Here is a 25,360-nt window from a genome sequence, read left to right as displayed (position 1 = left end):
GCTGCGCAGGGTGACCGATCTAACCTTGCTCAAATGATCGGAGGTGAGGGCCATGTTCGGTTGGGGGCAGCCGAAACACCCAACGACGCCAAACCCGGCGTCGGATTTCGTCGGCGCCCTGTTGGACGCGGGCGAAATTCTCCGCGCCGTCGACACGATTGCGCCGCGATACATCGAGAGGGCCGACCGCGGCGAGGTGATTTATCCGGCCTGCAAACGCAAGCTGACCGATCCCGAGGGCGACCTCCGTTCGATCTGGGAGCACACCAGGCTCGAGGCGATCCGCTACGTCGCGATGGTGCCGGGGCGCCAAAACGCATTGCTGGTAGAACCGGCTCGACAGCCAGACATGCTCGATTCATTTTTGCGGCTGCAGCCGCACGACAAGACGGTGATCGATTTCACCGGCGTCGCGGCCGATGATCTGGCCATTGCCATCATCGCCGGGCTGAACTGGCTGGATCATTGCGCGCTATTGGCAGGCGTCGATCACCACCGATATTCCGGCACGCTGCGCAACTTCCGCAAGATCGCGGGCATAGCGCAGCAATGGTGGGCGATGGAAGATGCGTCATCGCGCTGCCTCCAGATGCTCCAGGCCAAGGAAAAGCCGCCGCTGATGCTGCATCTGGTCTGGCAGGATTATACCGGGCTTGCGAAGGAGATCGCGTCGGCGGCGATGTTTGGCCCGGCGCTCGACAAAACCATCGCCCGGCGACGCGACATGCTGGAACAGGAATTTGCCGAGCGCCCGGCCGAGTTCGATGCTGCGATCGCGGAGCTGACCGATGCCATGGCGGGCTTCGTGGCCGCGCGCGAACCCGACGACCTGCTGGGATAGCTCAGCAGCGTCGCGTTATCCTGGGTAGGTTTACGTCCGCTTCAATGCGCGTTTTCGGTGGCCGCAGTTCGTTCGGCTAGGATCGCCTCCTGGCGTCCGATCAGGCGGAAATCGACGGTCTTGCGACCGGACCTTTGGTCTTTCGAGAGCCGCGTTCGAGCGCGGCTGCGTTCGGCGTCGACCAATTCAAGGCAGCGCTGCAACTCGGCGCCGCAGCGTTTCATTTCATTGCGTAGTTCGCGCCGCTCGAATGTCGTCAACGACGAGCGCGACAGGCTGCGCCATGCATCGTCCAACAGCGCTTTGAATTCGCCAATTTTACGTTCGAGAATTTCCAGCTCGGTCATGAGAGCCTCGGGATTTGCCGCCGCGAATCAAGATGCTCGGAACAGCATAATTCTGATTCGCGTTTTAGGAAAATGCCATCAATTGCAATATCGGGAGCCAACGAAGGCCTAAGTTTCCAACAGGATTCAGCTAGCGCTTGGGCTGGCCGGCTTGACCGTCGTCTTTCGCATCCTGCCGCAGCAGGCACAGCGCCAGCAGCGCCGCGAGACTGAGGGCCGAGGAGACGATCAGGACCCGGCTTCCCATGGTGTCGATCAATAGTCCGAACGCCAGCGGCGCCACCGCCTGCGCCATTCGGGCCGGCGCGCCGATGATGCCGAGCCGGTAGCCGTAATTTTCCGCGCCGAAGATCGCCAGTGGCAGCGTGCCGCGCGCGATCGTCAGGATGCCGTTGCCGGCGCCGTGAAAGATCGCGAACACGCTCGCCGCACCGCCGCCCGCCAGCGCGAGGATGGCCGCGCCGATCGGGTGGGTCAGGCAGGCGAGCCGGGTTGAGGCCACCGGGTGATAGCGGCTCAAAAAGCCCGCCTCGGCGATGCGGGCGAGTACCTGGGCCGGGCCGATCATCGCGCCGGCGAACACCGCCTGACTTGTGCTCGCGCCGGCCGCTTCCACGATGCGCGGCAGATGCGCCGCCATCGCCCCGGTGACGCTCCAGGCCGCGGCAAAAGCGAAGGCCAGCAGGATCATGGTCCGATCTATCGGAATGTGCGGCTTGACCGAATTCTTGACCACGGCTTTCGCGCCGGTGACCACCGGCAGCATCCACCAATTGATCGGCAGGCCGATCAATATCTGCGCCGCGGCCCAGGCAAAGCAGGTCTCGCGCCAGCCGATCGTGTGCAGGCCCCAGGCGGTCAGCGGCCATCCGACGGTCGAGGCAAAGCCCGCGATCAGGGTGATGCCGGTGATGGCGCCGCGCGCGGCATCACCATAGATGCGCCCGAGCGCGGCAAAGGCCGCGTCATACAGGCCAAGCGCCATGCCGACGCCGAGCAGCAGCCAGGCGATGACGAGCAGGGGGATCGAACTGGTCAGTCCAAGCAGTACCAATCCGGCTGCCAGCACCAGATTGGAAATCGACAACACCGAACGGCCGCCGACCAGGTCGATCTCGCGGCCGATCCGCGGGCCGAGCAGGGCTGCGAGCACCAAGGCGACCGTGAAGGCGCCAAAGACCCAGTTCGAGGAAACCCCGAGATCGCGCGCGATCGGATCGGCCAGGATCGCCGGCAGGTACATGCTCGAGGCCCACGCCAGGGTTTGCGTGGTGCCGAGAGCCAGGATGACGGGAAGCCGGCGCCCGCTCATGCCGGGGGCGCTGCCGTTGGGTCGTGCCGCGTTCGCATATCCGGCTATTTTGCGCGCCGCAGGCCTCGGGCGTCAAGCCGAGCGGCCGAAGCTTTGACCCGCGACGATTGCGCGGCATAATGGCGGCATGGAACTTTCCTCCCGCGTCGAGCTGATGAACTGGCTGGTGGGCCAGGGACTCACAGGCCTTCCCGAGCCCGATCTGATCCGGGGCTTCTGCGAGCGTTGCAGCGCTGGCGGCCTCGATTTGTCACGCATGATGGCTTTCATCGATACGCTGCATCCGATCTATGAGGGGCGCGGCTTTCGCTGGAGCGACCGGCCCAGCAACGAAAGCGACACGTTCGAGTACAAATCGTCAGCCGAGGGCGATGCCGCCAAGAACTGGCGGCGCTCCGCCTTCCATCACATGCTCGAAAACGGCCACGACGAGTTTCAGCTCGATCTGGCCGACGACGCCGCGCTGAAATTTTCGATGATGGCCGACCTCATCGACAAGGGGCACCGGCATTTCCTTGGCTTCATCCATCGTTTCGGCGACGCCGGCACGCTCGGCCAGATGGATTGCTTCTACTCTTATTTCGCGACCCGCCGCGAGCGCGGCTTCACCGACGGCGAACTGGAGGCGCTGCGCGACCTGGTGCCGCCGCTGGCGCTGGCGATCAAATCAGCGCAGCAGGTCGACATCGCGCGCACGCTCGGGCGCGTCTATCTCGGCCGCGACGCCTCCGAGCAGGTGCTGCGCGGGCGCATCACCCGCGGCGTCACCGAGCGCATCAATGCGGTGTTGTGGTTCTCCGATCTGCGCGGCTCGACCGCGATCAGCGAAAGCATCGGCCCGGACGAGATCATTCCCTTTCTCAACGATTATGCCGAGGCCTCGATCGACGCGATCCATGAGGCCGGCGGCGACGTCTTGAAGCTGATCGGCGACGGCGTGCTTGCGATCTTCACCGGCGAGGACATGGCGGTGGCGCGGCGGGCGGCGCTCGCCGCCGAGCACCGCTTCCGCCTCAGCACGAAAGAGGTCAACGAGCGGCGCAGCAAAGAGGGCAGGCCGATCACCACGGCCTATATCGGCCTGCATGTCGGTGAAGTCTTTTACGGCAATATCGGCAGCGAGGACCGGCTCGACTTCACCGTGGTGGGACCCGCGGTCAACGAAGTCAGCCGCATCGCCTCGATGTGCCGTTCGGTCGACCGCGAACTGCTGGCGTCGGAGGCGTTTCGCGCCGGCCTCGATACGCCCGGGCGCGGCTATTTCGTGTCCACCGGCCGGTTCGCGCTTCGCGGTATCGGTCACGCCCAGGATCTCTACACGCTCGATCCCGACATCGCGGCGGACGAGGTGGTGGCCGGAAAATACGAGCGCTATCTGGCGGCTTGATCCGCGAACTCGCCGCGCGGCCACATCCTCAACACCTTGCGGGTTCGCCGACCATGTCCGGCTGCCGCGTCAGCGCGACGGCGGGCGACAGCAGGATCACCAGCGCCTGCGCGCCGAAGATCGCGACCGCCAGATAAAGGCAGGCTTCGGCGCCGTAGAAACCACCGACCAGCGCGCCGAGCGCGGCGCCGACCGGGCGTGCGCCGTAGCTCATGATATTGATCGCGGAGACCCGGCCCAACAGGGAGGGCGGCGTCACCGATTGCCGCAACGTCGTGGTCGAGATCACCCACAGGATCGGCCCCGCGCCGAGCAGAAAGAAGCCGAGACCGGCGAGCAGGGGACTTGGAAACAGCGTCGTCAGCGCCAGCACCGCCGATGCCGCAAAGCCAGTCACCGGCCCGAGTCCGATCACGGTGCCAAACGCCAGCCGTCGCATCACCCGCGTTGCCGACAACGCGCCCGCCACCATGCCGACGCCGTACATCGCCAACGTCGCACCGACGCCCGCGGCCGACAATCCGAGACGGTGCACCGCATACGGCACGAACACCGCGAGCACCAGGAACGACGCGGTATTGAAGATGAATTGCGTGATGAACACCGGCCGCAACAGCGCATGGTTGAACACGAACGCAGCGCCGTCCCTGATTTCCTGCATTGGATGGCGGCGCGGCGCGGGCGCCCTGGCCGGCTCGTAAATCCCCGACAGCAGCACCACCGCGGCAACGGAGAGTGCGGCGGCAAACCCGAAGGCGGGTGCAGCGCCCACCCATCCGACCAGCACGCCCCCGAGCGCGGGTCCGCTCGCGAAGGCAACGGTGCGCGCCAGCTCGATCCGCGCATTGGCCGCCGGTAGCGACTTGGCCGACACCAGCGAAGGCACCAGCGCAGGTGCTGCCACACTGTAAGCCACGGTTCCGCATACCGCGATGAAGCCGAGCAAAGCGAGCAGAGGCAGCGTCATCTGCCCGAGCCAGATCAAGATCAGGATCCCGACCAGGGAGACGGCCCGCAAGGCTTCCGCTGATGTCATCAGCCAGCGCCGGGAGATCCGATCGGCCAGCATCCCGGCCGGAATCGCGAACAGGATAAACGGCAGCGTCAGCGCGGTCTGCAACAGGCCGGTCTGGCCTTCACCGACGCCGAGCAGCAACACCGCGACGATGGGTGCAGCGGCCAGCGCGATCTGCTCGGCCGACTGCGCCGCAAGATTGGACCACGCAAGGCGGTTGAAGGTCGGGGGCAGGGTGGACGTGTCGTCGATCGGGGACATAGCGGTACTCCGCGAGATTGGAATCTGACTTCCAATGTCGCGCGCCGGGTGCGCCAAGCCCACCCGCTTTCCGATAGGATTGTTCCGGTCGCGGATATGCGGGTGCCGTCGTCCCGGATATCGCTGCGCTCATCCGGGCTACGCGCCGATCAAATATTCTGATTCAATTGTCAAACAGCTCACGAACAAGCATCCGCGTTCTCGCGGCGCGATTTCGCCCGAGCTTTGCAAATTCATCGGCCCCCAAAAAAGAGAGGGCGCAGGGAAGACCGGATGCGCGCTGCACCCGCGGTCTCATGTGCAAAGGTAGCAAACAAAAACGCACATGAGCATACAGGTTCAGCGGAAGCAGTCCGGCCTTCCCTGCGCAATGGTTTTACAGCTTATATCGTGCTCTCCCCGGCGAGACCGAGGCTTGCTTGTCACCGTCACCCCCAGGAAGCGTGAGCCTCCCAGGAACTTGACACCAGCCATTGGGGCGTCAGGACCACACGACTTTGCTGTCCGTGTCGCGCGCACTCGTCGGTTGCGCGCTTCACGTCCACCGCATCCCACCGCACGTTCGTGACGTCGCGAGCCGCCCCTCTTGTCGGGTGGGACAGGCGAATTGTTACAGTGATTTGCATTTCGGAAAAACAGAAATATTTTTATTTCGGGGGCTTGCCAAGCCGGGCAAATCAGGGATTCAGGCATTCAGCAGTGGGTAATAAAATCGGCATATAGTCCTTGCCGTGCAGCCTTCAATTCAGAGACCGACGGCTTAGAAAATGTCCCCTCGAAAAGCCGTTGTCGTCGGATGCCTTCTATTGCTGGGCGGCGGCGCTGCGGTGATAGCGTGCTTTGGCCCGATTCTTTTCCACTGGTACGTTACAGATGAACTTTATATTCTTAGCCGAATGAGAGGCGGTTATTATACAGCCTATTCCAACTCGCCTCTCACTGTCGTGTATTACCTTGGCATCTATGGCATCGGCTTCGCATTCGGAGTGCTATTGATCACAACGGCTCTCTACGCGATGGTGCGTTATTGGGCTCGACTGACACAGCGAGATCTTCCGACGGCAAATTAACGGTGGCTCGCGCCGCTATAGCCGTTAGCGCTTCGCAGCATGTCCTAAGAATGCCGACTTTCGCTTCGGGTCATTCGCACCGAGTTTGGTACGTCCGCCACAGGTTCGGTCTATCCCGATCAACGGAAATCATCAGACCGGCTTGGTTGGTCCGGTTCATTTTCGTCATGGCCGGGCTTGTCCCGGCCATCCACGTCTTTCTTGCGGCCGACGCCAAAAGACGTGGATACCCGGGACAAGCCCGGGCATGACGAGTTTCGATATGCAAGCCCCGCTTCTTTGGCTGCTTTTTGAGTCGGATAAGCCATTTATGACGCAGCAAGACTAGCCCGTGCTGCGCGGTTCGCCGTTGATCGTTGGAGCGCCATAGGGAGCTCCGGACTTCTCGACGTGAGGGGCTGGGAGCTTCTCGATCGTGGTGTCCGGTTTGCTTTGCGCCAACGCATTGGTCAGGCTGGTCAGCGCGTCGGGGCCAGCCGCAAAACCGGCTTCGGTCAGGATCTTGTCGATCATCGGCTTGAAGGCGGAGACCGATAGCAACTGCGCCGCGAGGCCGTCGCCTAGTCCCAAACCACCGCCATTGGCGCTGCCGCCGCCGGCACCACCACGGCCGAGCAGGCTGCCGGTGTCGAAGATCCGGATATCGGAAATCTTCTCGATAGGCTTGACGGCTTCCGCCAGCGCGCTCGGGATGATGTTGATGCGGGCCAGATTGAGATCGTAATCGACCATCGCGGGTGCGAGCTTGTTGCGGGCTTCGGCTTTCAGCGTCGCGACTTCGGCCTCGGCCTGGCCGAGCGATTTGACGCCGGCGGCGCGGGTGGTTGCGGCATTGGCGTCGGCCTTCGCCAGCACGTTGATGGCTTCGGCCTTGTTGGCGGCGGCCTGCTTTTCGGCTTCCGCCATCACGGTGATCGGCATCGCATTGGTTTCCGCGGCCTTGCGCGCCGCGATCACGTTGATGGTCTTGTCGCGTTCGGCGATTTCAGTCGCGCGCGCGGTGGTGACCTTTTCCTCGGCCGCGATCGCCAGCGCGCGGGCGGTCTCGGCGATGGTCTGCGCTTCCGACTGCTCCTTGCTCTTGGTGGCGACGGCGATGGCGCTTTCCTGCGCCACGATCTGGAGATCGCGCTCCATTTCGGTATTGCGGCGCTTGACCGCGAGGTCGGCCTCGATCTTGCGGGTATCACGGGCCTGACCGGCCTCTGTCTGCTTGTTGGCGACCGCCAGCTCCTGCTGGATGCGGTATTCGGCCTCGTTCTGCAGCGCGGTTTGTTCGACCTGCGCGGTCTGCGCGCGCATCGCCGCGGTCTTGTTGGCGATGTCGCGCTGCTGGGCGAGTTCCGCCTCGCGCTTGGTGCTTTCGATCGTCAGCGTGGTTTGGCGGGCGATCAGGTCCTGCTGGGCGATATTGACCTCGGTGGTGCGGATGATCTGGTTACGCTCCTGGTCGCGCTCCTTGGTGATCTTGGTCAGGGTCGTGAGGCCATGCGCGTCGAAGAAATTGGTTGGATTGAAGTGCTTGATGTCGCTCTGGTCGAGCCGGGTCAGCGATACCGATTCAAGTTCGAGGCCGTTGTTCTGGATGTCGGCGCCGACCGCGTCCTGCACCGCCTTGACGAAGATCGCGCGCTGCTCCTGAAGGTCCTCCAGGTTCATGGTCGCTGCGACCGAGCGCAGGCCATCGACGAATTTGGCTTCAACCAGTTCGCGCAATTCCGCCGCATCGTTGGTGCGGTTGCCGAGCGTCTGAGCGGCCAGCGCGATCGAGGAGGCGTCGGGTTTGACGCGCAGATAGAACTCGGCGCCGATATCGACGCGCATGCGATCCTTCGTGATCAGCGAATCCGGGCCGCCGCGCGCGACTTCGAGCCGCAGCGTTTTCAGATTGACCGCCGCGGTCGAATGGAAAACCGGCAGCACCAGCGAGCCGCCGTCGAGCACGACTTTCTGGCCGCCGAGGCCGGTGCGGACATAGGCTTCGTCACGCGTCGAACGCCGATACAGCTTTGCCAGCATCAACCCGATCACGAGGATGACGACGACGCCGATGGAGACGGGTATTGCGAGCTCCCACATTTTTTAGTTCCTGCCTGATGGTTGTTATTGGGTGATAAGATCGGTTGGTGCGGAAATGGCGATAAAGCTTCTGGTGTCGCGGTCGACCAGCAGAACACGGGCGCCGACGGGTAAAGGTGCCGAATCGGGGCTGGCGCGCGCCGCCACACTGTGCCAATTGCCGAAGACATCCTTGAGTCGGACGCGGCCGGGCAAGCCCTGGTCGAGCGGGCCGATCGCAACCTCGGCGACATGGCCGACGAAATCGGCCTCGTTCACCACATAGGTTTCGTCGCGCGGGATGATGCGGGCGATGCCGCGGCTGGCGACCCTGATCACGGGAAGGCTGAGGCCGGCGGCGACCAACGCCGCGATCGAAACCGGCATGGTGGCGCTGGCGCTGTGCGCGATGGCCTGCAACCAGAATCCGGCGATCGAGAAGATGCCGAGCGCCAGGATGATCAGGATCAACAGCGGCAGCCGTCCCGCATTGATCCACAGGAACAGGCCGCCGATGGTGCTGTGGGTCTCGCTGTCGAGCGCGAAGTCGTGACCGACGAGTTCGCTGATCGAGAAGCCGACGATCATGGTCAATAGTTCGATGCCGCCGAGTGTGACCATGATCGCGGCCGCGACCGCGAACGGGCGTACGTCCGGCGCCAGCAGGATATCGGCTGCTACACTCATTGTTGCGATTTGATCCTTTCAAGCCGAGCCGCGATTTCCCTTTCGCGATGCAGCCGGTCGAGTTCATCAAGCTCGTTGTTGCCGAGCACGCTTGCTGCGGGAACGCCAGTCACGCGCGCGATCGCTGCCATGGCCCGGTCGGGACTTATTGACTTGGTCGCGCCAGCGGCCTTTTCGGTTTCATGCGGCGCATGCTGCGAAAGGCTAAGTTCGAGATCGGCGAGGCGGACTTCGGCCTCGCGCCGCGCCCCCAACATCGCCTGTAAGGCCTTGGTCTGTTCATCGATTTCAAGTTCGATGAAATCCATCGCGCGTTCCAGCGCCAAGCCTTGCGATTCCAGATCAATTTGCCGTGCGACGCCGGCGCGCGCGAGATCCTCGCGGTTTTCCGCAAGCGCGAGACGAATTTTCTCGGTCAGTGTCAGGGTTTCCCGATCCAGCTCGTCGCGTCGCCGCTTCAGCCGGAATTCCTCGGCGCGCGATTTGCCGAGTGCGTAGCGCGCTTCGTCGGCGCCCAAATCGATTTCGCGGATGGCTTGCTTGACCATCGCGACCTTGTTGCTGCTCTCGGCGTTATCGATGGTCTGGCTGGCGATGGCGGCCAGCAGCCGGCCCATACGCGCAAGGATGCCTTCGTGAAGCATAGTCTTCTCCTCCGGTTGCGTTGATTTCGATTTGACGGCGATGTGGATTTCGTAACCGCTTCCGTCCGAGACCAAGTGAGCCGGGAAAGGGCTTTCCCAGCCGGCAAGGTAGCCCGGGATATCGAACGGCACCAAGACGCGTCCGCTGACAGTGCTAATAGTCAGTGAAGTAGGTCCCTTGATCGCAAACAACTTGTCGTCGAGTGGAATCCGGCGGCTGGTCGGGCCCGCCGTATAAGACGCACGGTCGCGCAGGCCGAGCGTCACCAGCCGCGCGGGCAGGCCGGTTTCACGGCGGATCCGCTCATAGGCCTGGGCATGAAGCGAGACGAGGTTGGCGCCAACAGGGGCGACCTCACCGAGGATCTCCATCATCCGGTCATAAGCGGCAAATGTCGCCTCGATCGCGGCAATCGCGGCCTCGTCGGGCGCTAGCGCGTAGCGCAGGGTCGCGGCAGCGGTTTCTGTGGGCAGTTTGATCATGCCCTAACATAAAGCACTTCTTCAGTACTTTACAAGATTGCACGCTAGTATCATTTTCGTGATCCCAGATGCATTTGCAAATGAGTTGCAATAAGAAAAAATATCGTCCACGTTGGGCGCATGGATGCACGCACTCCCGATTTGATCCCTGATTTCGATGCGACGGCGGTTATACCCGGACCACCCGAGCGCTCCGGCTGGCGCATCGAGGCGGCGGCCGATACCCGGCCGAGCCTGCCCGAGGTCAACCGGACCATCGCGATCCCGATCGGCGGCCATTGGGTGCGCCGGCTGCTGGCGTTTGCGGGCCCCGGCTATCTGGTTTCGGTCGGCTACATGGACCCCGGCAATTGGGCGACCGATCTCGCGGGCGGTTCGAAGTATGGCTACACGCTGTTGTCGGTTGTCCTGCTGTCCAACCTGATGGCGATCCTGTTACAGGCGCTCGCCGCACGTCTTGGCATCGTCACCGACCGCGATCTCGCCCAAGCCTGCCGCGCCACCTATTCGCCGCGGGTCAACTTCATGCTCTGGCTGGCCTGCGAGGCGGCGATCATCGCCTGCGACCTGGCGGAAGTGATCGGCACCGCGATCGCGCTGAAATTGCTGTTCGGCATTCCCCTGATCGGCGGCGCATTGCTGGCCGCGCTCGACGCGTTCCTGCTGTTGGTGCTGATGAACCGGGGTTTTCGTTTCCTCGAGGCCTTCGTGATCGCGCTGTTGCTCGTGATCGCGGTCTGCTTCACGGTCCAGATCGTGGCGGCGGCGCCTCCGGTCGGTGCGATGCTGCGCGGCTTCATGCCGTCCGCCGAGATATTCACCAACCCCGAGATGCTGTACATCGCGATCGGCATCATCGGCGCCACCGTGATGCCGCATAATCTCTATCTGCACTCCTCGATTGTGCAGACCCGCGCCTATGAGCGATCGGACGAAGGCCGCCGCGACGCGATCAAATGGGCGACGGCGGATTCGACCATCGCGCTGATGCTGGCGCTGTTCATCAATGCCGCGATTCTGGTGGTCGCCGCCGCGACGTTCCATAAAAGCGGTCATTCCGATGTCGCCGAAATCGGCCAGGCGTTCGAATTGCTGTCGCCGCTGCTTGGCCTCGGTATCGCCTCGACGCTGTTTGCGGTGGCGTTGCTCGCCTCGGGCCTCAACTCGACGGTGACGGCGACGCTGGCCGGCCAGATCGTGATGGAAGGCTTTCTCGATCTGCGGCTGCCGAGCTGGGCGCGGCGGCTGGTCACGCGCGGCATTGCCATCGTCCCGGTGATTGCCGTCACCGCGGTCTATGGCGAGCGCGGCACCGCGGATTTGCTGGTGTTCAGCCAGGTCGTGCTGTCGATGCAGTTGCCGTTCGCGGTGATCCCGCTGGTTCGCTTCGTTTCGGACAAGCGCAAAATGGGCGATTTCGCGATTTCGGTGCCGGTGGCTGCCACGGCGTGGGCCGTGGCCGGCGTGATCGTGGTCCTGAACCTGAAGCTGCTGTACGATGTGATGTTCGGTTAGCAGGCGAATAGCGAGTAGCGAATGGCGAATAGCAATCTTCTACTCGCTATTCGCCAACTTCAATCCTTCGGTTCCGACAACACTTCACCGGCCGCATCGATGCGCAGCCAGCCGGAGGGCGCCAGCCGTTGCTGCGGCAGGAAGCGGCCTTTGTAGTCCATCTTCTTGGAGCCTTCGATCCAGTAGCCGAGATAAACGTAAGGCAGGCCCTGCCGCTTGGCGCGCGCGATGTGGTCGAGGATCATGAAGGTGCCGAGCGAGCGGCTTTCCTCGGAAGGTTCGAAGAACGAATAGACCATCGACAGCCCGTCGCTCAGCACGTCGGTCAGCGCCACCGCGAGCAGATCGGCGCCGCGGCCGGTGATGCCGCTGTCGACGTTGCGGCGGCGGTATTCGATGATGCGGGTCTCGACGTGGCTGTCTTCCACCATCATGGCGTAGTCGAGCACGGTCATGTCGGCCATGCCGCCGTGGCGGTGGCGCTGGTCGAGATAGGCGCGGAACACCGAATATTGTTCGGAGGTCGGCACCGCGCTGCGCTGCTCGCCGACGATGTCGGCGTTGTGGGCCATGATCTTGCGGAAATTGCGCGATGGCCGGAACTCGTTGGCGACCACGCGGACCGAAACGCAGGCGCGGCACTGGTCGCAGGCCGGGCGGTAGGCGATCGACTGGCTGCGCCGGAAGCCGCCATGGGTCAAAAGGTCGTTGAGATCGCCGGCCTTTTCGCCGACCAGATGCGTGAAAACCTTGCGCTCGTGCCGCCCCGGCAGATACGGGCAGGGCGAGGGCGCAGTGAGGTAGAATTGCGGGGTGTCACGCGAATGCTGGGTCACAGGCGGTCGTCAGGCTCCGAAGCACCAACCCGCAGCATCGCGCTGCGGGGGCGAATGGTCAATCGGTTTGGCTTGGCGACCTTTGGCGAACTGCCTTGCGCCGGCGACTACCAGGTTCGGGCCGGCTGCGGCACCGCGACCCGAACCGAGCTGTTGATCACGACGGTTCCCAACAGGATGTCATGCAGCAGGCGCCGGCGGCCGTTGAACAGGCCGACCAGCAGCACCAGCGGCGTCAGGAACGAGACCGACATCCAGAATACCAGCGCGTGGGCCGCGCCCAACACGAAATAACCCGGCGCGCCGTACCAGATGCGCAGCTCCAGATCCATCAAGCGCATGCCCAGGGTAGCCGAGTGCGGACCGCCGAGCGACGAGCCGTAATAAACCAAAGCCCAGAGGATCGAGGCCGGCGACACCAGCCAGAACAGCGCCCAGCCGAGCCCGAGCGTGACCACGCCGAAGATCGCGATGAAGATGCAGGCCAGGATGACCGGCACGGCCAGCACCACGAGGTCGATCAGGCAGGCGAACACCCGCCGCGTCAGCACGCCGCGGAACAATTCCGGCTCCAGGTCAGGATCGAAGGCATGCGGCGGAATCCCGCCTTCGCTGCGCCAGGCGCCGCCGGCATTCCAGGCGCCGCCAGCACTTGAAGCGCCGCCAGCACTTGAAGCGCCGCCGGCACTTGAGGCGCCGCGACTACCATTAGGCGAACCGCTATAAGACATGATCACCCCTCCCGAGGGTTATTGCCGCTCAGCACATGGGAACCGGGGGCACGCGCACAAGTCCCGCCGACCATTAACAAGCGGAAATATTCGGGCGATTCGGGGGCGGGAGAGGGTTTGTAGGGTGGGCAAAGGCGCTCTTGCGCCGTGCCCACCATTTCGTCCGCTGACGGACGTTGGTGGGCCCGCTTCGCTTTGCCCACCCTACGAAATCTATCGCTCCGCCTTCAGCTTCTCCGCCGCCTGGGCCGCAAAGTAGGTCAAAATGCCGTCCGCGCCGGCGCGCTTGAAGGCGACCAGGCTTTCCATCATCGCCCGCTCGCCGTCGATCCAGCCATTGTTGGCGGCGGCTGTGATCATCGCGTATTCGCCGGACACCTGATAGACGAAGGTCGGCATCGCGAACGTGTCCTTGACCCGCCGCAGCACGTCCAGATACGGCATGCCCGGCTTCACCATCACCATATCGGCGCCTTCGGCGATATCGAGTTCGACCTCGCGCAGGGCCTCGTCGGAATTGGCGTGGTCCATCTGGTAGGTGCGCTTGTCGCCGGTCAGCGTCTTGGCCGATCCAATGGCGTCGCGGAACGGGCCGTAGAAGGCGCTGGCGTATTTCGCCGCATAGGCCATGATCTGGACGTCGAGGAAGCCGGCGGCATCCAGCGCCTCGCGGATGGCGCCGACGCGGCCGTCCATCATGTCGGAAGGCGCGATGATGTCGCAGCCGGCCTCGGCCTGCACCAGCGCCTGGCGCACCAGCACGGCAACGGTCTCGTCGTTGAGGATGCGGCCGTCCTCGATCAGGCCGTCATGGCCGTGACTGGTAAAGGGATCGAGCGCTACGTCGCACAGCACGCCCAGACCGGGGAATTCCTGCTTGATCGCACGCACCGATTTGCAGACCAGATTGTCGGGATTGACCGCCTCGGAACCCTGCTCATCGCGCAACGAAGGCTCGGTATAGGGAAACAGCGCGACACAGGGGATGTTCAGCTTCATCGCCCGTTCGGCGTCGCGCACCGCCTGGTCGACGCTGAGCCGCTCGACGCCGGGCATCGAGGCGACGTTGGCGCGCTGGTTGATGCCGTCGATCACGAACAGCGGCCAGATCAGATCGTCCGTGGTCAGGACGTTTTCCCGCACCATGCGGCGCGCCCATTCGGCCTTGCGGTTGCGGCGCGGGCGAACCGCCAGATCGAGCGAGGGGGTGGCCAGCGCCGGTTTGGCGCGCGCAGGCTCGCGCAGTTCGATCGGACGCCCAAATTTGATCGCCATGGGTGGATACTCCTGGAGCGGCAGGCCGCTTTTGCGGGCCAGTTTCGACTTGCTCTAATTCTAGCACCCCGCGGCGGCGCCGTCACCGCGGCCTGCCGATAACCTTGTCTGCCGTAACGGCAATTGATTTTGCCGCCCCGGCGGGTCATGACGTCCGACTGAGCCGGTTGTTGGCGCCCATTCGTGCTGGCAATCGGGTTCGTCCCAACGATGAGCATCGTTTCGCATGTCTGAAACCCCGTCCCGCGACAACAGGGATAACGCGATGTCGGTCGCGGCGATCTCGTCGGAGCGGATCGAATCCGACGACAATGCATGGACCCGGCGGCTGGTGCTGTTCCTGCGCGTCATGGCGGTGCTCGCGGTGGCCAAGGGCCTCTATCACTGGGCGCAGGTCACGGGTTTTATCGGCGGCGAAGAGGAAGCCTTCGAGAACCAGCCAATGGCCTGGCAGACCGCGACGGTGTATTTCGCGGTGATCGAACTGGTCGCCGCGGTCGGACTATGGCTCGCCACGCCATGGGGTGCGGTGGTGTGGCTCACTACTGTGGTGTCGATGGCGGTGATCGAACTGATGTTCCCCGCCATCTACGGCGGCAGTCTTGCGATCGTCGCCGGCGAGGCGGTGATGCTGGCGGCCTATCTCGCGCTGGCCTGGATGGCCGCGCGCGAACGGCCGCCATAGGCCAACAAGATCGGGGCTTGTGTTCGTCATTGCAAGGAGCGTTTGCGACGGCACAATCGAGTTCTTGCTCGCGGTCCTGGATTGTTTCGCTGGTGCTCGCAATGACGAGCCGAGAAATCTCGCGCAAATCCAACTTTACCGCATAAGATTTTCCGCAATTTCTTCCGGTAACTTTTCAGTCACCCTAAGGCCGCGCTAACGCCGCCGCCACACCTGTTACGCAGGTATTTCCAATTTGAGCGATGCTGTTTCCATATGCGACAAGTAGTGCAGACGAAGCGTGAACATCGTGCTCGCACCGTCAATGAAACGTTGCGAAAAGCCCTTTATCCATGGGCTTAATCCGTGATTCACTGTCTTAAATTCATGATCTCTTTATTGTCTTATTTAAGCTGATCTTCAAACCGGCCCCTTAAGTTGAAGCTATCGGACGGGACACAAGTTTCGTCGAATAAGTCGATAAAAACGACACCAACGATAACAGGGGAAGTGGTCATGATGAAAGCCGTTGCGACGGCGGTGGAAACCGCTGAACGCGCTCCGGGGCAAGCTCCGGTGCAGCCGCTCTATCTCGAAGCGTTGACCTTGGTGGAGCGGCTGCACCGCCGGCTGCTCGACGTCATCAAGGACGAATTCGATCGGCGTGGGCGCGCCGACATCAATTCGGTGCAGGCGCTTTTGCTCTATAACATCGGCGACAAGGAATTGACCGCGGGCGAACTGCGTACGCGCGGTTACTACCTCGGCTCCAACGTCTCCTATAATCTGAAGAAGCTGGTCGAACTCGGCTTCCTCGATCATCAGCGTTCGCGCGTCGATCGCCGCTCGGTGCGTATTCGCCTGACGCCGCAGGGCCAGGAAATCCGCCGCATCGTCGATGCGCTCTACCAGAAGCACGTCAAGACCGTGGAGCAGGTCGGCGGCATCTCGAACGAGGAGTTCGCGACGCTGAACAAGTCGCTGCACCGGCTCGAGCGTTTCTGGACCGACCAGATCCTGTATCGGCTTTGAGAACTACATTTCACAGGATGGCGTGAAAGACCGCGCGGGTGCACGAAAGTTCATTCAGCGTTCTGGCGGATAACGCCAGTCACTCGCCAGCCTGAAATACCCCTGTTGTCAGTCGAAAGCCGGATTGCCCTCCGGTTCAGATCGGTCTCTTCGCAAGAAGAGGCCGATCTTTCGTTTCTGGGCTGCCGGACCGGGCAGATTGGCACAGGGCGAAATGTCGCCCCCTCTGAGGCAATAGCCCACAACGACTTGCCGGCCACGTCGCGCCAACATTGCGGCCGTCCAAGCCGCAATCCGGCCGTGACGGAGGGCACCGCATGAGAACCTTGAGAGCGCTTATGATCGTGGCGTCGGTGCTCGGCCTGCTCGGCGTGTGTGCAATGGCTGCTGTCCAGATGTCCGCGAGCCAGAGCCAGACCGCGAAATACAGCAATCCCCAGCCCTTCAACTCCAAGGGCGTCGCGTTGCTGCAGTACCGTTATCTGTCGGACGATCAGGTGAAAGCGTACGGTATTCTGGAGGTCGTCGCGGTCGGAGCGTTCGGGGTGTTGGTCGCGCTCGTTCTCGTCGTGAGGCTCGCGAAGGGGCGCGCGCAAATCTAACGCCTTGAAGTCGGGTGCCTTGAGATATCGGGCATTGCCGCGCTGCAAAAAAATAGATGTTCCGCTATGGAACCGGCTGCCATGCTTGCAGCTTATCCCTGCATAGCGGAGGCTGAAAATCATGTTGGTCGAGCGCGGCTTGCAGGTGATGAATCTCGAGGTGGTCGGCGACGCCTACGCCATCGCCTCCAACTATCTCCGCAAGAGCGGTGCGGTGTCCGGTTCGCTCGCCACCAATGACCGGCTGCTGGAGCTCATCGTCGGGATGTTTCATCGCGGCGAGCACAACAAGATCAGGCTCGCCAACCGGGCGATTGCGAAATTCGAAGCCGCCGAGTCCTGCTGATGTAAAGTCCTGCTGATGTGAAGTCCGTTTGAGGCAAGCCCGGCCGAAATAATCCCGCGATAGAATTTCCAGCCCCGCTGAAGAATTTCACGTGCAAAGAGGACGTCATGGACACCGCCATCGATCGCATCATGCAGACCTATGCCTTGCTGGCAAATCGCTCCGCCGACGCCTGCGCGGAGGCCCGTGACAAGGTGACGGCTTACGTATCCATGTTGTTCGAGGCTGGCGAAAAGGACCCGCATCGCCTGACGGTGTGCGGCTTGACTTATCTGCGCGAACTCGACGGCAGCAGCGATCCGGTCAAGGCCGGATTTACCGGGCTTTGAGGGCAGGGCTTTGAGGGCAGGGCTTTGAATTCAGTTGCCGCCGAGCAAGGTGACCTTGCAAGGCTTCCCTGGCCAACAAGGCTTCCCTGAGAGCAACGCGCGTTTCAGACAATTCCATCTAATGCGGTGTGCTGGTTTCGTCCCTGGCCGGAATCCGCAACTCTGCCGCGCGTTCCGCGCGATCTTTCTTGCGAAACTCGATCTCCCGCCGTTCGAATTTGGCCATTTCGTTTTGCGCGGCCTGCATGAAGCGGTCGCGCGACGTCGCGCCAATAACACTGTGCTCAGCCATCATCGTCCCTAATGCTGCTGTTGCATCGCAGTGTAGTCCGATCGATGCAGCTCGCAAAGCTTCATGTCAGTAGAATTACGGCATTGTGAAACGCGGACGCGGTCGAAATCGATAGACATTGAGATCACTGGCATTTCCAGCGCCGTTGACGGCAAGCGAGGCGTGCAGGCTCGCGCGGCTCTCGCGATGAGGGCAAATTTGCGCGGCGTGCTGATTCGTTGTCATCGGAAGCGCATTCGCGCTACCCGTTGGCTCGTCATCTCAACCGCCGCACTGAACAGGCCGAGGAAACCCCATGCTCACGCTTCACCATCTCAATGATTCTCGCTCGCAGCGGATCCTGTGGCTGCTGGAAGAACTCGGCACGCCCTATGAGCTCAAGAGCTACCAGCGCAACGCAAAGACCCGGCTGGCGCCGCCGGAATTGACCGACGTGCATCCGCTCGGCAAGTCGCCGGTCATCACCGATGGCGATGTTAAAATCGCGGAATCGGGGGCCATCGTCGACTACATCATTCGAAGCTACGGAAAAGGCGCGATGATGCCGGCGATCGGCAGTGCCGAATACGAGCCCTATAACGAGTGGCTGCATTATTCCGAAGGCTCGGCGATGCTGCCCTTGATGCTGAACCTCTATGTATCGAGGTTGAAGGAGGCGGCTCTACCACTGCAACCGCGCATCGACAGCGAGATCGCCAATCACCTCGGCTATGTCGACGGCGCGCTGAAGGGCCGCGAATTCTTTGTCGGGACAGCGCTGAGCGGCGCCGATATCCAGATGAGCTTTGTCGGCGACATGGCGAAGGTCTACGACAAGCTTGGGCCGTATCCGGATTTGGCGGCGTGGCTGTCGCGGATGCAGGCGCGGCCGGCGTTCCAGCGCAGCATTGCGAAGGGTGGGACGTACCGGTTCGCGGAGTGAGAGGGGCACACCCGCAGGGTCGTCCCAGCGAACGCTGGGACCCATAACCCCTGGCGCTGGTGGAAAAAGGAAGGTGTTCGCCCCAGTGCCCCGACGAGATGGCACGGCGTATGGGTCCCAGCGTTCGCTGGGACGACAGAACGTCCGGGACAAGGAACCGGCTCTGGGAATCCCCGCGATCTACACCATATCTGGCATAAATATCGGGGTACTACCGCAAGCCCTTGGCCATTTCCGGCCAATGTGCTATTTCGCCTGCGCCGCTTCTGATCGTCACACGTGACCGCCCGCTAGCCCGTAACCGGCTGCGGCGGCGGAGATATTTGACCCATGAGCTCTTCGACCAGCGCCAATCCGGCCAACGCGCCCGACTCATTCTTCACCGCCCCGCTCACCGAAGCCGATCCGGATATCGCGGCCGCGATCCGCGGCGAACTCGGCCGGCAGCGCCACGAGATCGAGCTGATCGCGTCGGAGAACATCGTCAGCCGCGCGGTGCTGGAAGCGCAGGGCTCGGTGCTGACCAACAAATACGCCGAGGGCTATCCGGGCAATCGTTATTACGGCGGCTGCGAATGGGTCGACGTGGTGGAGAATGTGGCGATCGATCGCGCCAAGAAGCTGTTCGGCGCGGGCTTTGCGAATGTGCAGCCGAATTCCGGCAGCCAGATGAACCAGGCGGTGTTCCTGGCGCTGCTGCAGCCCGGCGATACCTTCATGGGCCTCGATCTCGCCGCCGGCGGACATCTGACGCATGGCTCGCCCGTCAACATGTCCGGCAAATGGTTCAAAGCCTCGCATTACACGGTGCGGCGCGAGGACCAGATCATCGACATGGATGAGGTGGCAAAACAGGCCGAGCAGGTCAGGCCGAAGCTGATCATCGCCGGTGGTTCGGCCTATTCGCGTGCCTGGGATTTCAAACGTTTCAGGGAGATCGCCGACAGCGTCGGCGCCTATTTCCTGGTCGATATGGCGCATTTTGCCGGTCTCGTCGCCGGCGGCGTCCATGCCTCGCCGGTGCCGCATGCCCACGTGACCACCACCACCACGCATAAATCGCTGCGCGGGCCGCGCGGCGGTCTCATTCTCAGCAACGACGAAGCGCTGGCCAAGAAGCTGAACTCGGCGATCTTCCCGGGTCTGCAGGGCGGTCCGCTGATGCATGTGATCGCCGCCAAGGCGGTGGCGTTTGCCGAAGCACTGCGGCCGGACTTCAAGGTCTACGCCAGGAACGTGGTCGAGAACGCCAAGGCGCTGGCCGAATCGTTGCGCGCTCATGGCTTCGACATCGTCTCGGGCGGCACCGACAACCATCTGATGCTGGTCGACCTGCGGCCCAAGGGCCTGAAGGGCAACGTCTCGGAAAAGGCGCTGGTGCGCGCGGCGATCACCTGCAACAAGAACGGCATTCCGTTCGATCCGGAAAAGCCGTTCGTGACCTCGGGTCTTCGGCTGGGGACGCCCGCGGCAACCACGCGCGGCTTCGGCGTCGCCGAATTCCAGCAGGTGGGTGGCCTGATCGCCGAAGTGCTCAACGCCATCGCGCAATCGCCGGACGGCAAGGCGCCTTTGGTGGAAGCGGCGATCAAGGAACGGGTGAAGGCACTCACCGACCGCTTCCCGATTTATTAGTAAGGGTCTTGCGGCGAGGGTCTCGCAGCAAGAGTCTGGCAACAAGGTCTTGCGATAAAATCTCGTCAATAAAGGTTTTGCCGGATGCGATGCCCCAGCTGCAACAGTCTCGATACGCAGGTGAAGGACTCGCGTCCGACCGAGGACTCCGCGGTGATCCGGCGACGGCGGATATGCATCACCTGCAATTTCCGCTTTACCACGTTCGAGCGCGTGCAGTTGCGCGAACTCACGGTGATCAAGCGCGCTGGCCGCCGCGTGCCGTTCGACCGCGACAAGCTGGTACGCTCGCTGCAAATCTCCTTGCGCAAGCGTCCGGTGGATTCCGAAAAGGTCGAAACAATGGTATCGGCGATCGTCCGCGAGCTCGAAAGCGGCGGCGAGGCGGAGGTCTCGTCGGAGGCGATCGGCGAGATCGTGATGGAGCATCTGCGCCAGCTCGACGACGTCGCCTATGTCCGCTTTGCCTCGGTCTATCGCAATTTTCGCGAGGCCAAGGATTTTGAGACGGTGCTCGGCGAACTCTCCGGCGATGAGGACGCGCGGCCGGCTTTGTTGCGCAAATGATCTTCCGGATTCTGGAAGATCGCCTGGCGCAGCAATCGAAAATGTCGAAGGCGGCCGATCTGCGCTTCATGCAACTCGCGCTGACGCTGGGGCGGCGCGGGCAGGGGCGAACCTGGCCCAATCCCGCCGTCGGCGCGGTGCTGGTCAAGGACGGCGTCGTGGTCGGCCGCGGCTGGACCCAGCCGGGCGGCAGGCCCCATGCCGAACCCGAGGCGCTCAAGCGCGCCGGCGAGGCTGCGCGCGGCGCCACGCTGTATGTGACGCTGGAGCCGTGCTCGCATTTCGGCAAATCGCCGCCTTGCGCCGATGCCATCATCGCCGCCGGTGTGGCGCGCGTGGTGTCGGCGATCGAAGATCCCAATCCTGAAGTGGCGGGGCAGGGCCACGCCCGGCTTCGCGCGGCCGGCATTGCGGTCGATATCGGACTTTGCGGGCTCGAGGCCGCACGCGATCATGCCGGACACTTCCGGCGGGTCCGCGACAAGCGTCCGCATGTGATCCTCAAGCTCGCGGTGTCCGCCGATGACATGATCGGCGCTGCCGGTGGCAAGCCGGTCGCCATCACCGGCGACGCGGCGCGGGCGCGGGTGCATCTGTTACGCGCGCAATGCGACGCGATCCTGGTCGGCATCGGCACCGTGCGGGCGGACGATCCGCTGCTGACCTGCCGGCTGCCGGGCATGGAAGCGCGTTCGCCAATTCGGGTGGTGCTGGATCGCGCGTTGCGGCTGGCGGGGACCAGCCAACTGGTTCATTCCGCCCGCCAGACGCCGCTATGGGTGATGACATCGGATCTTTCGGAAGCGGCCGCCGCGACCAAACTCGGCGCCGCCGGGGCGCAGGTCATCCGCGTGCCCACCACGGCGGCGCCGCCGCCAGGGCTGGATCTTGCGGCCGTCCTGCGCGCGCTGGCCGACAAAGGCATCACGCGGCTGATGGTCGAGGGCGGCGCCAGGGTGGCGTCGTCCTTTGTATCGGCCGATCTGGTCGACGAGGTCTGGCTGCTGCGCGGCCCCGAGACGATCGGCGCCGGCGGCATCGCCGCGCTGGACGCATTGCCGCTCACGACAATCACGCAGTCGCCGGGCTTGCGCGTTCGTGCTAGCGAGAGCCTCGGTCAGGACACTCTTACGATTTACGAGCGTATCTAATGTTTACCGGAATAGTCACCGACATCGGTGAGATCACCGCCCTGACGCCGACCGCGCAGGGCCAGTTGCACCGGCTGCGGATCGCCTGCCGCTACGATCGCGCGACCATTGCCGATGGCGCCTCGATCGCCTGCAACGGCGTCTGCCTGACCGTGGTGGCTTCGGGTGTCGAGGCCGGCAAAACTTGGTTCGATGTCGATGCCGCCGCCGAGACGCTGGGCATGACCACCGCAAGGCATTGGCAGGTCGGCACCAGGCTCAACCTGGAGCGCGCGCTGAAGATCGGCGATGAACTCGGCGGCCATATCGTCGCCGGTCATGCCGACGGCATTGCCGGCATCGTGCAGCGTGACGACCTGCCCGATATGGCCCGGTTCGAGCTGAAAACCACCCGCGAACTGGCGCGCTTTATCGCCGCCAAGGGCTCCGTGACGCTGGATGGCGTGTCGCTGACGGTCAATACCGTGCACGACGTGCTGTTTTCGGTGCTGATCATTCCGCACACCCTCAGTGTCACGACGCTGAGCGGCTGGCGGGCCGGCAGCGAGGTCAATCTCGAGGTCGATTTGATGGCGCGTTATGCCGCGCGGCTGTCGGAAATGAAGTAGACTAGGTGGCAATATGGGCGGGCAAACGACGGGATCGGCGCGTCAGAGTGTCCCGGTTGGTCCGCGCGACGCGCTTACCATCGCTCGGATCGCCAGGGTCAATCACGCCGGTGAATTCGGCGCGATCAGGATTTATTCCGCGCAGCTTCTGGTGTCCGGATGGTTCTGGCCGGATTGCAGGCCGGCGCTGGCGGAGATGCTCGGGCATGAACGCAATCATTGCGCGATTTTCCGCGCGGCGATGCCGCCACGGCAATCCCGGCCGTGCCGCGTGATGCATTTCTGGAGCTATGGCGGCTGGCTGCTCGGATTTGTGACCGCTTGTCTTGGCAGAAAGGGAATATGGGCGTGCACGGCTGCCGTTGAAGCCGCGGTGCACCGGCACCTCGACGATCAACTTTACTTCGTCCGGGATCGTGATCCCGAGTTGTACCGGATCATTCTTTCGATCCGGGAAGAGGAACTTGCTCATCTGCGGCATGCGGAAACGCAGCTCCGTTCGCCCGGTGCGATGCTTCAGATGCTGCGGCGGATTATCGCTCTGACAACGGATGGGCTGATCTGGCTGTCGACATGGGGCGATTCCAGCCGGATGGCCTATGCGTTGAAGGCGCGCGAGACCTGAAAAAGCGCGTGGCAGACGCCGAGCCCTGGATGGTATTGCCCTTGGCTTTGGTGGCCTCTGCGCCTAAAAGCTGCACAACCCGAAAATAGTTCCGATTGGCAGACAATGGCAGACGCACGGCGCGCGGCGCTCAAGGACCAGACCGACATCACAGGCGCGCGAGCGCTGATCGTGGAAGCGCGGTTTTACGACGACATCCAGGACGCGCTGCTCGAAGGCGCGCTGGCGGAATTGAAAGCCGCCGGTGTCGGCCACGACATCCTCACGGTGCCCGGCGCGCTGGAAATTCCGGCCGCGGTCGCGATCGCGCTCGATGCCGCCGAGAGCCAGGGCAAGCCCTATGATGCGGTGATCGCGCTGGGCTGCGTGGTGCGCGGTGACACCATCCATTTTGAAATCGTCTCGATGGAATCCTCGCGCGCGCTGATGGACCTCGCGGTGTCCCGCAAAGTTCCGCTCGGCAACGGCATCATCACCGTCAATACCGACGCGCAGGCCTGGGCGCGGGCGCGCGCCGGCGAACTCAACAAGGGCGGCGACGCCGCGCGCGCGGCGCTGGCGATGTTGCGGATCAAGCGCCGGCTGGCGCGGGCTTGATCATGGCAGACAACAAAAACAACCAGGACAAGAAGCCGGCGAAAACTGCCGACAAGAAAGCCAACCGGCGCGGCGCCGCACGGCTCGCGGCGGTGCAGGCACTGTATCAGATGGATATCGGCGGCGCCGGCATCAACGACATTTTTGCCGAGTTCGAGAGCCATTGGCTCGGCAACGAGGTCGAGGGCGACACCTATCTGCCGGCGGAAGCCGCGTTCTTCCGCGACGTCGTGTCAGGCGTGGTGCGCGATCAGGCCAAGCTCGATCCCTTGATCGACGAGGCGCTGTCGAAGGGCTGGCCCTTGAAGCGGATCGACGCCATCCTGCGCGCGGTATTGCGGGCCGGTTCCTACGAACTCGAGCATCGCAAGGATGTGCCGGGGCGGGTCGTAGTTTCCGAATATGTCGATGTCGCCCATGCCTTTGTCGAAGCTGAAGAGACCGGCATGGTGAATGCGGTGCTCGACCAGATCGCCCGGCAGTTTCGGTCGGACGAGTTTATCCGTGGCTAGCGCGTCCGCCGAGGACTCGCTGATTGCGCGCTATTTCATGCCGCTGGCGACCGATCCCGGCGCATTCGATCTCGGCGACGATGCGGCGATTCTCAAGGCGTTGGGCGACGATATCGTGGTCACCACAGACGCCATCGTCGAAGGCGTGCATTTCCTGCCCGACGATCCGCCCGACACCATCGCGCGCAAGGCGCTCGGGGTTAATCTGTCGGATCTCGCGGCCAAGGGCGCGTCGCCGGCCGGATGCGTGCTGACGCTGGCGCTGCGGGCTGCCGATGACGGCTGGCTGAAGCCGTTCGCGCAGGCGCTCGGCGAGGATACCGCGCGGTTCGGCTGCCCGCTGCTGGGCGGCGACACGGTCTCGACCCCGGGGCCGCTGATGATTTCGATCACGGCGTTCGGGCGCGTCGGCGCGGGCAGGATGGTTCGCCGCAGTGGTGCCAAGCCCGGCGATCTCGTGGTGGTGACGGGAACGATCGGCGACGCGGCGCTCGGTCTTGACGTTCTCAAGCACGGTGCGGTCGCAACCGCGCTTGCGGACGACGCCGCGGCCAGGGATTTGCTGGTCGGACGCTATCGCGTGCCGCAGCCGCGCACCGCACTCGCCTCGGCGGTTCGCGATCACGCGCAGGCCGCGATGGACGTATCCGATGGTCTCGCCGGTGATCTGACAAAGCTTTGCCGTGCCTCCGGCGTGTCCGCGACCATCGATGTCGCGCGCATCCCGTTGTCTGGCGTGGCCGCGTCGCTCGTTGCAAGCGGCACCGTCGGGATCGAATCCATCGTCTCGGGCGGCGATGATTATGAGATTTTATGCGCGATTCCACAGAATCACATTGAGGCGTTCGCCCGGGCCGCGGGGCTGGCCGGGATTGCCGTGACCGCGATCGGCACGGTCACCGCGGGAAAGTCGGTTCCTCGATTTTTGGACGCTGAGGGCAGGGATATCGCGCTCCAGCGGCTGTCCTACAGCCATTTTTGACGGTTCCGCGCGCGATGGCGCAAGGCTAGCTTCG

The 25,360-nt window shown here is 63.2% G+C and carries 27 protein-coding genes; 17 read left to right on the top strand and 10 right to left on the bottom strand.

Features of this window, described 5'->3' with window-relative positions; all coding sequences use genetic code 11:
- The first annotated feature begins 52 nt into the window (after nt 1-52).
- The gene (locus GSQ88_RS34570; RefSeq protein ID WP_159012710.1) at nt 53-841 is read left to right on the top strand and encodes a hypothetical protein; all 789 of its coding nucleotides are present in this window, start codon (nt 53-55) and stop codon (nt 839-841) included.
- Nucleotides 842-882: 41 nt separating this feature from the next.
- On the opposite strand, the gene GSQ88_RS34565 is transcribed toward GSQ88_RS34570, so the two are convergent.
- Both GSQ88_RS34565 and GSQ88_RS34560 read right to left on the bottom strand, forming a co-directional pair.
- A complete protein-coding gene (locus GSQ88_RS34565) occupies nt 883-1,188 on the bottom strand; it encodes a hypothetical protein (RefSeq protein WP_159012709.1) in 306 nt (101 codons plus the stop codon).
- Between the two features lie 130 nt (nt 1,189-1,318).
- Entirely contained in the window at nt 1,319-2,500 is a 1,182-nt protein-coding gene (locus tag GSQ88_RS34560; protein WP_159012708.1) for an MFS transporter, read from the bottom strand.
- Between the two features lie 127 nt (nt 2,501-2,627).
- Here GSQ88_RS34560 and GSQ88_RS34555 point away from each other — a divergent pair, with 127 nt between their 5' ends.
- The gene (locus tag GSQ88_RS34555; RefSeq protein ID WP_159012707.1) at nt 2,628-3,887 is read left to right on the top strand and encodes an adenylate/guanylate cyclase domain-containing protein; all 1,260 of its coding nucleotides are present in this window, start codon (nt 2,628-2,630) and stop codon (nt 3,885-3,887) included.
- A gap of 28 nt (nt 3,888-3,915) precedes the next feature.
- Here GSQ88_RS34555 and GSQ88_RS34550 read toward each other — a convergent pair whose 3' ends face one another.
- The 4 genes from GSQ88_RS34550 to GSQ88_RS34535 form a co-directional block, all read right to left on the bottom strand.
- A complete protein-coding gene (locus tag GSQ88_RS34550; RefSeq protein ID WP_159012706.1) occupies nt 3,916-5,163 on the bottom strand; it encodes an MFS transporter in 1,248 nt (415 codons plus the stop codon).
- Nucleotides 5,164-6,557: 1,394 nt separating this feature from the next.
- Nucleotides 6,558-8,312 carry a flotillin family protein gene (locus GSQ88_RS34545; protein ID WP_246785199.1) on the bottom strand — a complete coding sequence of 585 codons (1,755 nt, stop codon included), beginning with the start codon at nt 8,310-8,312 and terminating at the stop codon, nt 6,558-6,560.
- Between the two features lie 24 nt (nt 8,313-8,336).
- Nucleotides 8,337-8,978, bottom strand: coding sequence for an OB-fold-containig protein (locus tag GSQ88_RS34540; RefSeq protein ID WP_159012705.1), 642 nt, complete (start codon nt 8,976-8,978; stop codon nt 8,337-8,339).
- Complete coding sequence (locus tag GSQ88_RS34535; RefSeq protein WP_159012704.1) at nt 8,975-10,105, bottom strand: PspA/IM30 family protein; 1,131 nt, start codon at nt 10,103-10,105, stop codon at nt 8,975-8,977. The genes GSQ88_RS34540 and GSQ88_RS34535 overlap by 4 nt, the downstream gene beginning before the upstream one ends.
- Nucleotides 10,106-10,225: 120 nt before the next feature.
- On the opposite strand from GSQ88_RS34535, the gene GSQ88_RS34530 reads away from it, so the two are divergent.
- Nucleotides 10,226-11,620 (top strand): Nramp family divalent metal transporter, encoded by a 1,395-nt coding sequence (locus GSQ88_RS34530; protein ID WP_159012703.1) that lies wholly within the window; start codon nt 10,226-10,228, stop codon nt 11,618-11,620.
- Between the two features lie 59 nt (nt 11,621-11,679).
- Here GSQ88_RS34530 and GSQ88_RS34525 read toward each other — a convergent pair whose 3' ends face one another.
- The 3 genes from GSQ88_RS34525 to hemB form a co-directional block, all read right to left on the bottom strand.
- The gene (locus tag GSQ88_RS34525) at nt 11,680-12,456 is read right to left on the bottom strand and encodes an arginyltransferase (protein WP_159012702.1); all 777 of its coding nucleotides are present in this window, start codon (nt 12,454-12,456) and stop codon (nt 11,680-11,682) included.
- Nucleotides 12,457-12,563: 107 nt separating this feature from the next.
- The gene (locus GSQ88_RS34520; protein WP_159012701.1) at nt 12,564-13,187 is read right to left on the bottom strand and encodes an RDD family protein; all 624 of its coding nucleotides are present in this window, start codon (nt 13,185-13,187) and stop codon (nt 12,564-12,566) included.
- Nucleotides 13,188-13,400: 213 nt separating this feature from the next.
- Nucleotides 13,401-14,462 carry a porphobilinogen synthase gene (gene hemB, locus GSQ88_RS34515; protein ID WP_159012700.1) on the bottom strand — a complete coding sequence of 354 codons (1,062 nt, stop codon included), beginning with the start codon at nt 14,460-14,462 and terminating at the stop codon, nt 13,401-13,403.
- 226 nt (nt 14,463-14,688) lie between these two features.
- On the opposite strand from hemB, the gene GSQ88_RS34510 reads away from it, so the two are divergent.
- The 5 genes from GSQ88_RS34510 (at nt 14,689) to GSQ88_RS34490 (ending at nt 17,435) form a co-directional block, all read left to right on the top strand.
- Entirely contained in the window at nt 14,689-15,147 is a 459-nt protein-coding gene (locus GSQ88_RS34510) for a DUF6163 family protein (RefSeq protein WP_159012699.1), read from the top strand.
- A 495-nt stretch (nt 15,148-15,642) separates the two neighbouring features.
- The gene (gene ldtR / locus GSQ88_RS34505) at nt 15,643-16,158 is read left to right on the top strand and encodes a transcriptional regulator LdtR (protein WP_159012698.1); all 516 of its coding nucleotides are present in this window, start codon (nt 15,643-15,645) and stop codon (nt 16,156-16,158) included.
- A gap of 338 nt (nt 16,159-16,496) precedes the next feature.
- Nucleotides 16,497-16,760, top strand: a complete 264-nt coding sequence (locus tag GSQ88_RS34500; protein WP_159012697.1) for a hypothetical protein — start codon at nt 16,497-16,499, stop codon at nt 16,758-16,760.
- Nucleotides 16,761-16,881: 121 nt separating this feature from the next.
- Nucleotides 16,882-17,106, top strand: coding sequence for a hypothetical protein (locus GSQ88_RS34495; RefSeq protein WP_159012696.1), 225 nt, complete (start codon nt 16,882-16,884; stop codon nt 17,104-17,106).
- A gap of 107 nt (nt 17,107-17,213) precedes the next feature.
- Entirely contained in the window at nt 17,214-17,435 is a 222-nt protein-coding gene (locus GSQ88_RS34490; RefSeq protein ID WP_159012695.1) for a hypothetical protein, read from the top strand.
- A gap of 118 nt (nt 17,436-17,553) precedes the next feature.
- Here the strand turns inward: GSQ88_RS34490 and GSQ88_RS35110 are convergent, their stop codons facing one another.
- The gene (locus tag GSQ88_RS35110) at nt 17,554-17,727 is read right to left on the bottom strand and encodes a hypothetical protein (RefSeq protein ID WP_174248183.1); all 174 of its coding nucleotides are present in this window, start codon (nt 17,725-17,727) and stop codon (nt 17,554-17,556) included.
- A gap of 295 nt (nt 17,728-18,022) precedes the next feature.
- On the opposite strand from GSQ88_RS35110, the gene GSQ88_RS34485 reads away from it, so the two are divergent.
- From GSQ88_RS34485 to thiL, 9 genes are all read left to right on the top strand, one after another.
- Complete coding sequence (locus tag GSQ88_RS34485) at nt 18,023-18,649, top strand: glutathione S-transferase family protein (protein ID WP_159012694.1); 627 nt, start codon at nt 18,023-18,025, stop codon at nt 18,647-18,649.
- Nucleotides 18,650-18,979: 330 nt separating this feature from the next.
- Entirely contained in the window at nt 18,980-20,284 is a 1,305-nt protein-coding gene (gene glyA / locus GSQ88_RS34480; RefSeq protein WP_159012693.1) for a serine hydroxymethyltransferase, read from the top strand.
- Nucleotides 20,285-20,368: 84 nt separating this feature from the next.
- Nucleotides 20,369-20,851 (top strand): transcriptional regulator NrdR, encoded by a 483-nt coding sequence (gene nrdR / locus GSQ88_RS34475; protein WP_159012692.1) that lies wholly within the window; start codon nt 20,369-20,371, stop codon nt 20,849-20,851.
- The gene (gene ribD / locus GSQ88_RS34470; protein WP_159012691.1) at nt 20,848-22,002 is read left to right on the top strand and encodes a bifunctional diaminohydroxyphosphoribosylaminopyrimidine deaminase/5-amino-6-(5-phosphoribosylamino)uracil reductase RibD; all 1,155 of its coding nucleotides are present in this window, start codon (nt 20,848-20,850) and stop codon (nt 22,000-22,002) included. The genes nrdR and ribD overlap by 4 nt, the downstream gene beginning before the upstream one ends.
- A complete protein-coding gene (locus GSQ88_RS34465; RefSeq protein ID WP_159012690.1) occupies nt 22,002-22,610 on the top strand; it encodes a riboflavin synthase in 609 nt (202 codons plus the stop codon). Before ribD ends, GSQ88_RS34465 begins: the two co-directional genes overlap by 1 nt.
- Before the next feature lie 13 nt (nt 22,611-22,623).
- Entirely contained in the window at nt 22,624-23,235 is a 612-nt protein-coding gene (locus GSQ88_RS34460) for a demethoxyubiquinone hydroxylase family protein (protein ID WP_159012689.1), read from the top strand.
- Between the two features lie 105 nt (nt 23,236-23,340).
- Nucleotides 23,341-23,832 carry a 6,7-dimethyl-8-ribityllumazine synthase gene (gene ribH / locus GSQ88_RS34455; RefSeq protein ID WP_159012688.1) on the top strand — a complete coding sequence of 164 codons (492 nt, stop codon included), beginning with the start codon at nt 23,341-23,343 and terminating at the stop codon, nt 23,830-23,832.
- Between the two features lie 2 nt (nt 23,833-23,834).
- On the top strand, nt 23,835-24,344 hold the full coding sequence (nusB, locus tag GSQ88_RS34450) for a transcription antitermination factor NusB (protein ID WP_159012687.1): 510 nt from the start codon (nt 23,835-23,837) through the stop codon (nt 24,342-24,344).
- Nucleotides 24,337-25,326, top strand: coding sequence for a thiamine-phosphate kinase (gene thiL / locus GSQ88_RS34445; protein ID WP_283810727.1), 990 nt, complete (start codon nt 24,337-24,339; stop codon nt 25,324-25,326). Before nusB ends, thiL begins: the two co-directional genes overlap by 8 nt.
- The last annotated feature ends 34 nt before the right edge of the window (nt 25,327-25,360 follow it).

This window comes from Bradyrhizobium sp. S69 (assembly GCF_009766005.1).
In the GTDB taxonomy this organism is placed as follows: Bacteria; Pseudomonadota; Alphaproteobacteria; order Rhizobiales; family Xanthobacteraceae; genus Bradyrhizobium.
This window is presented reverse-complemented; position numbering and strand designations above follow the sequence as displayed.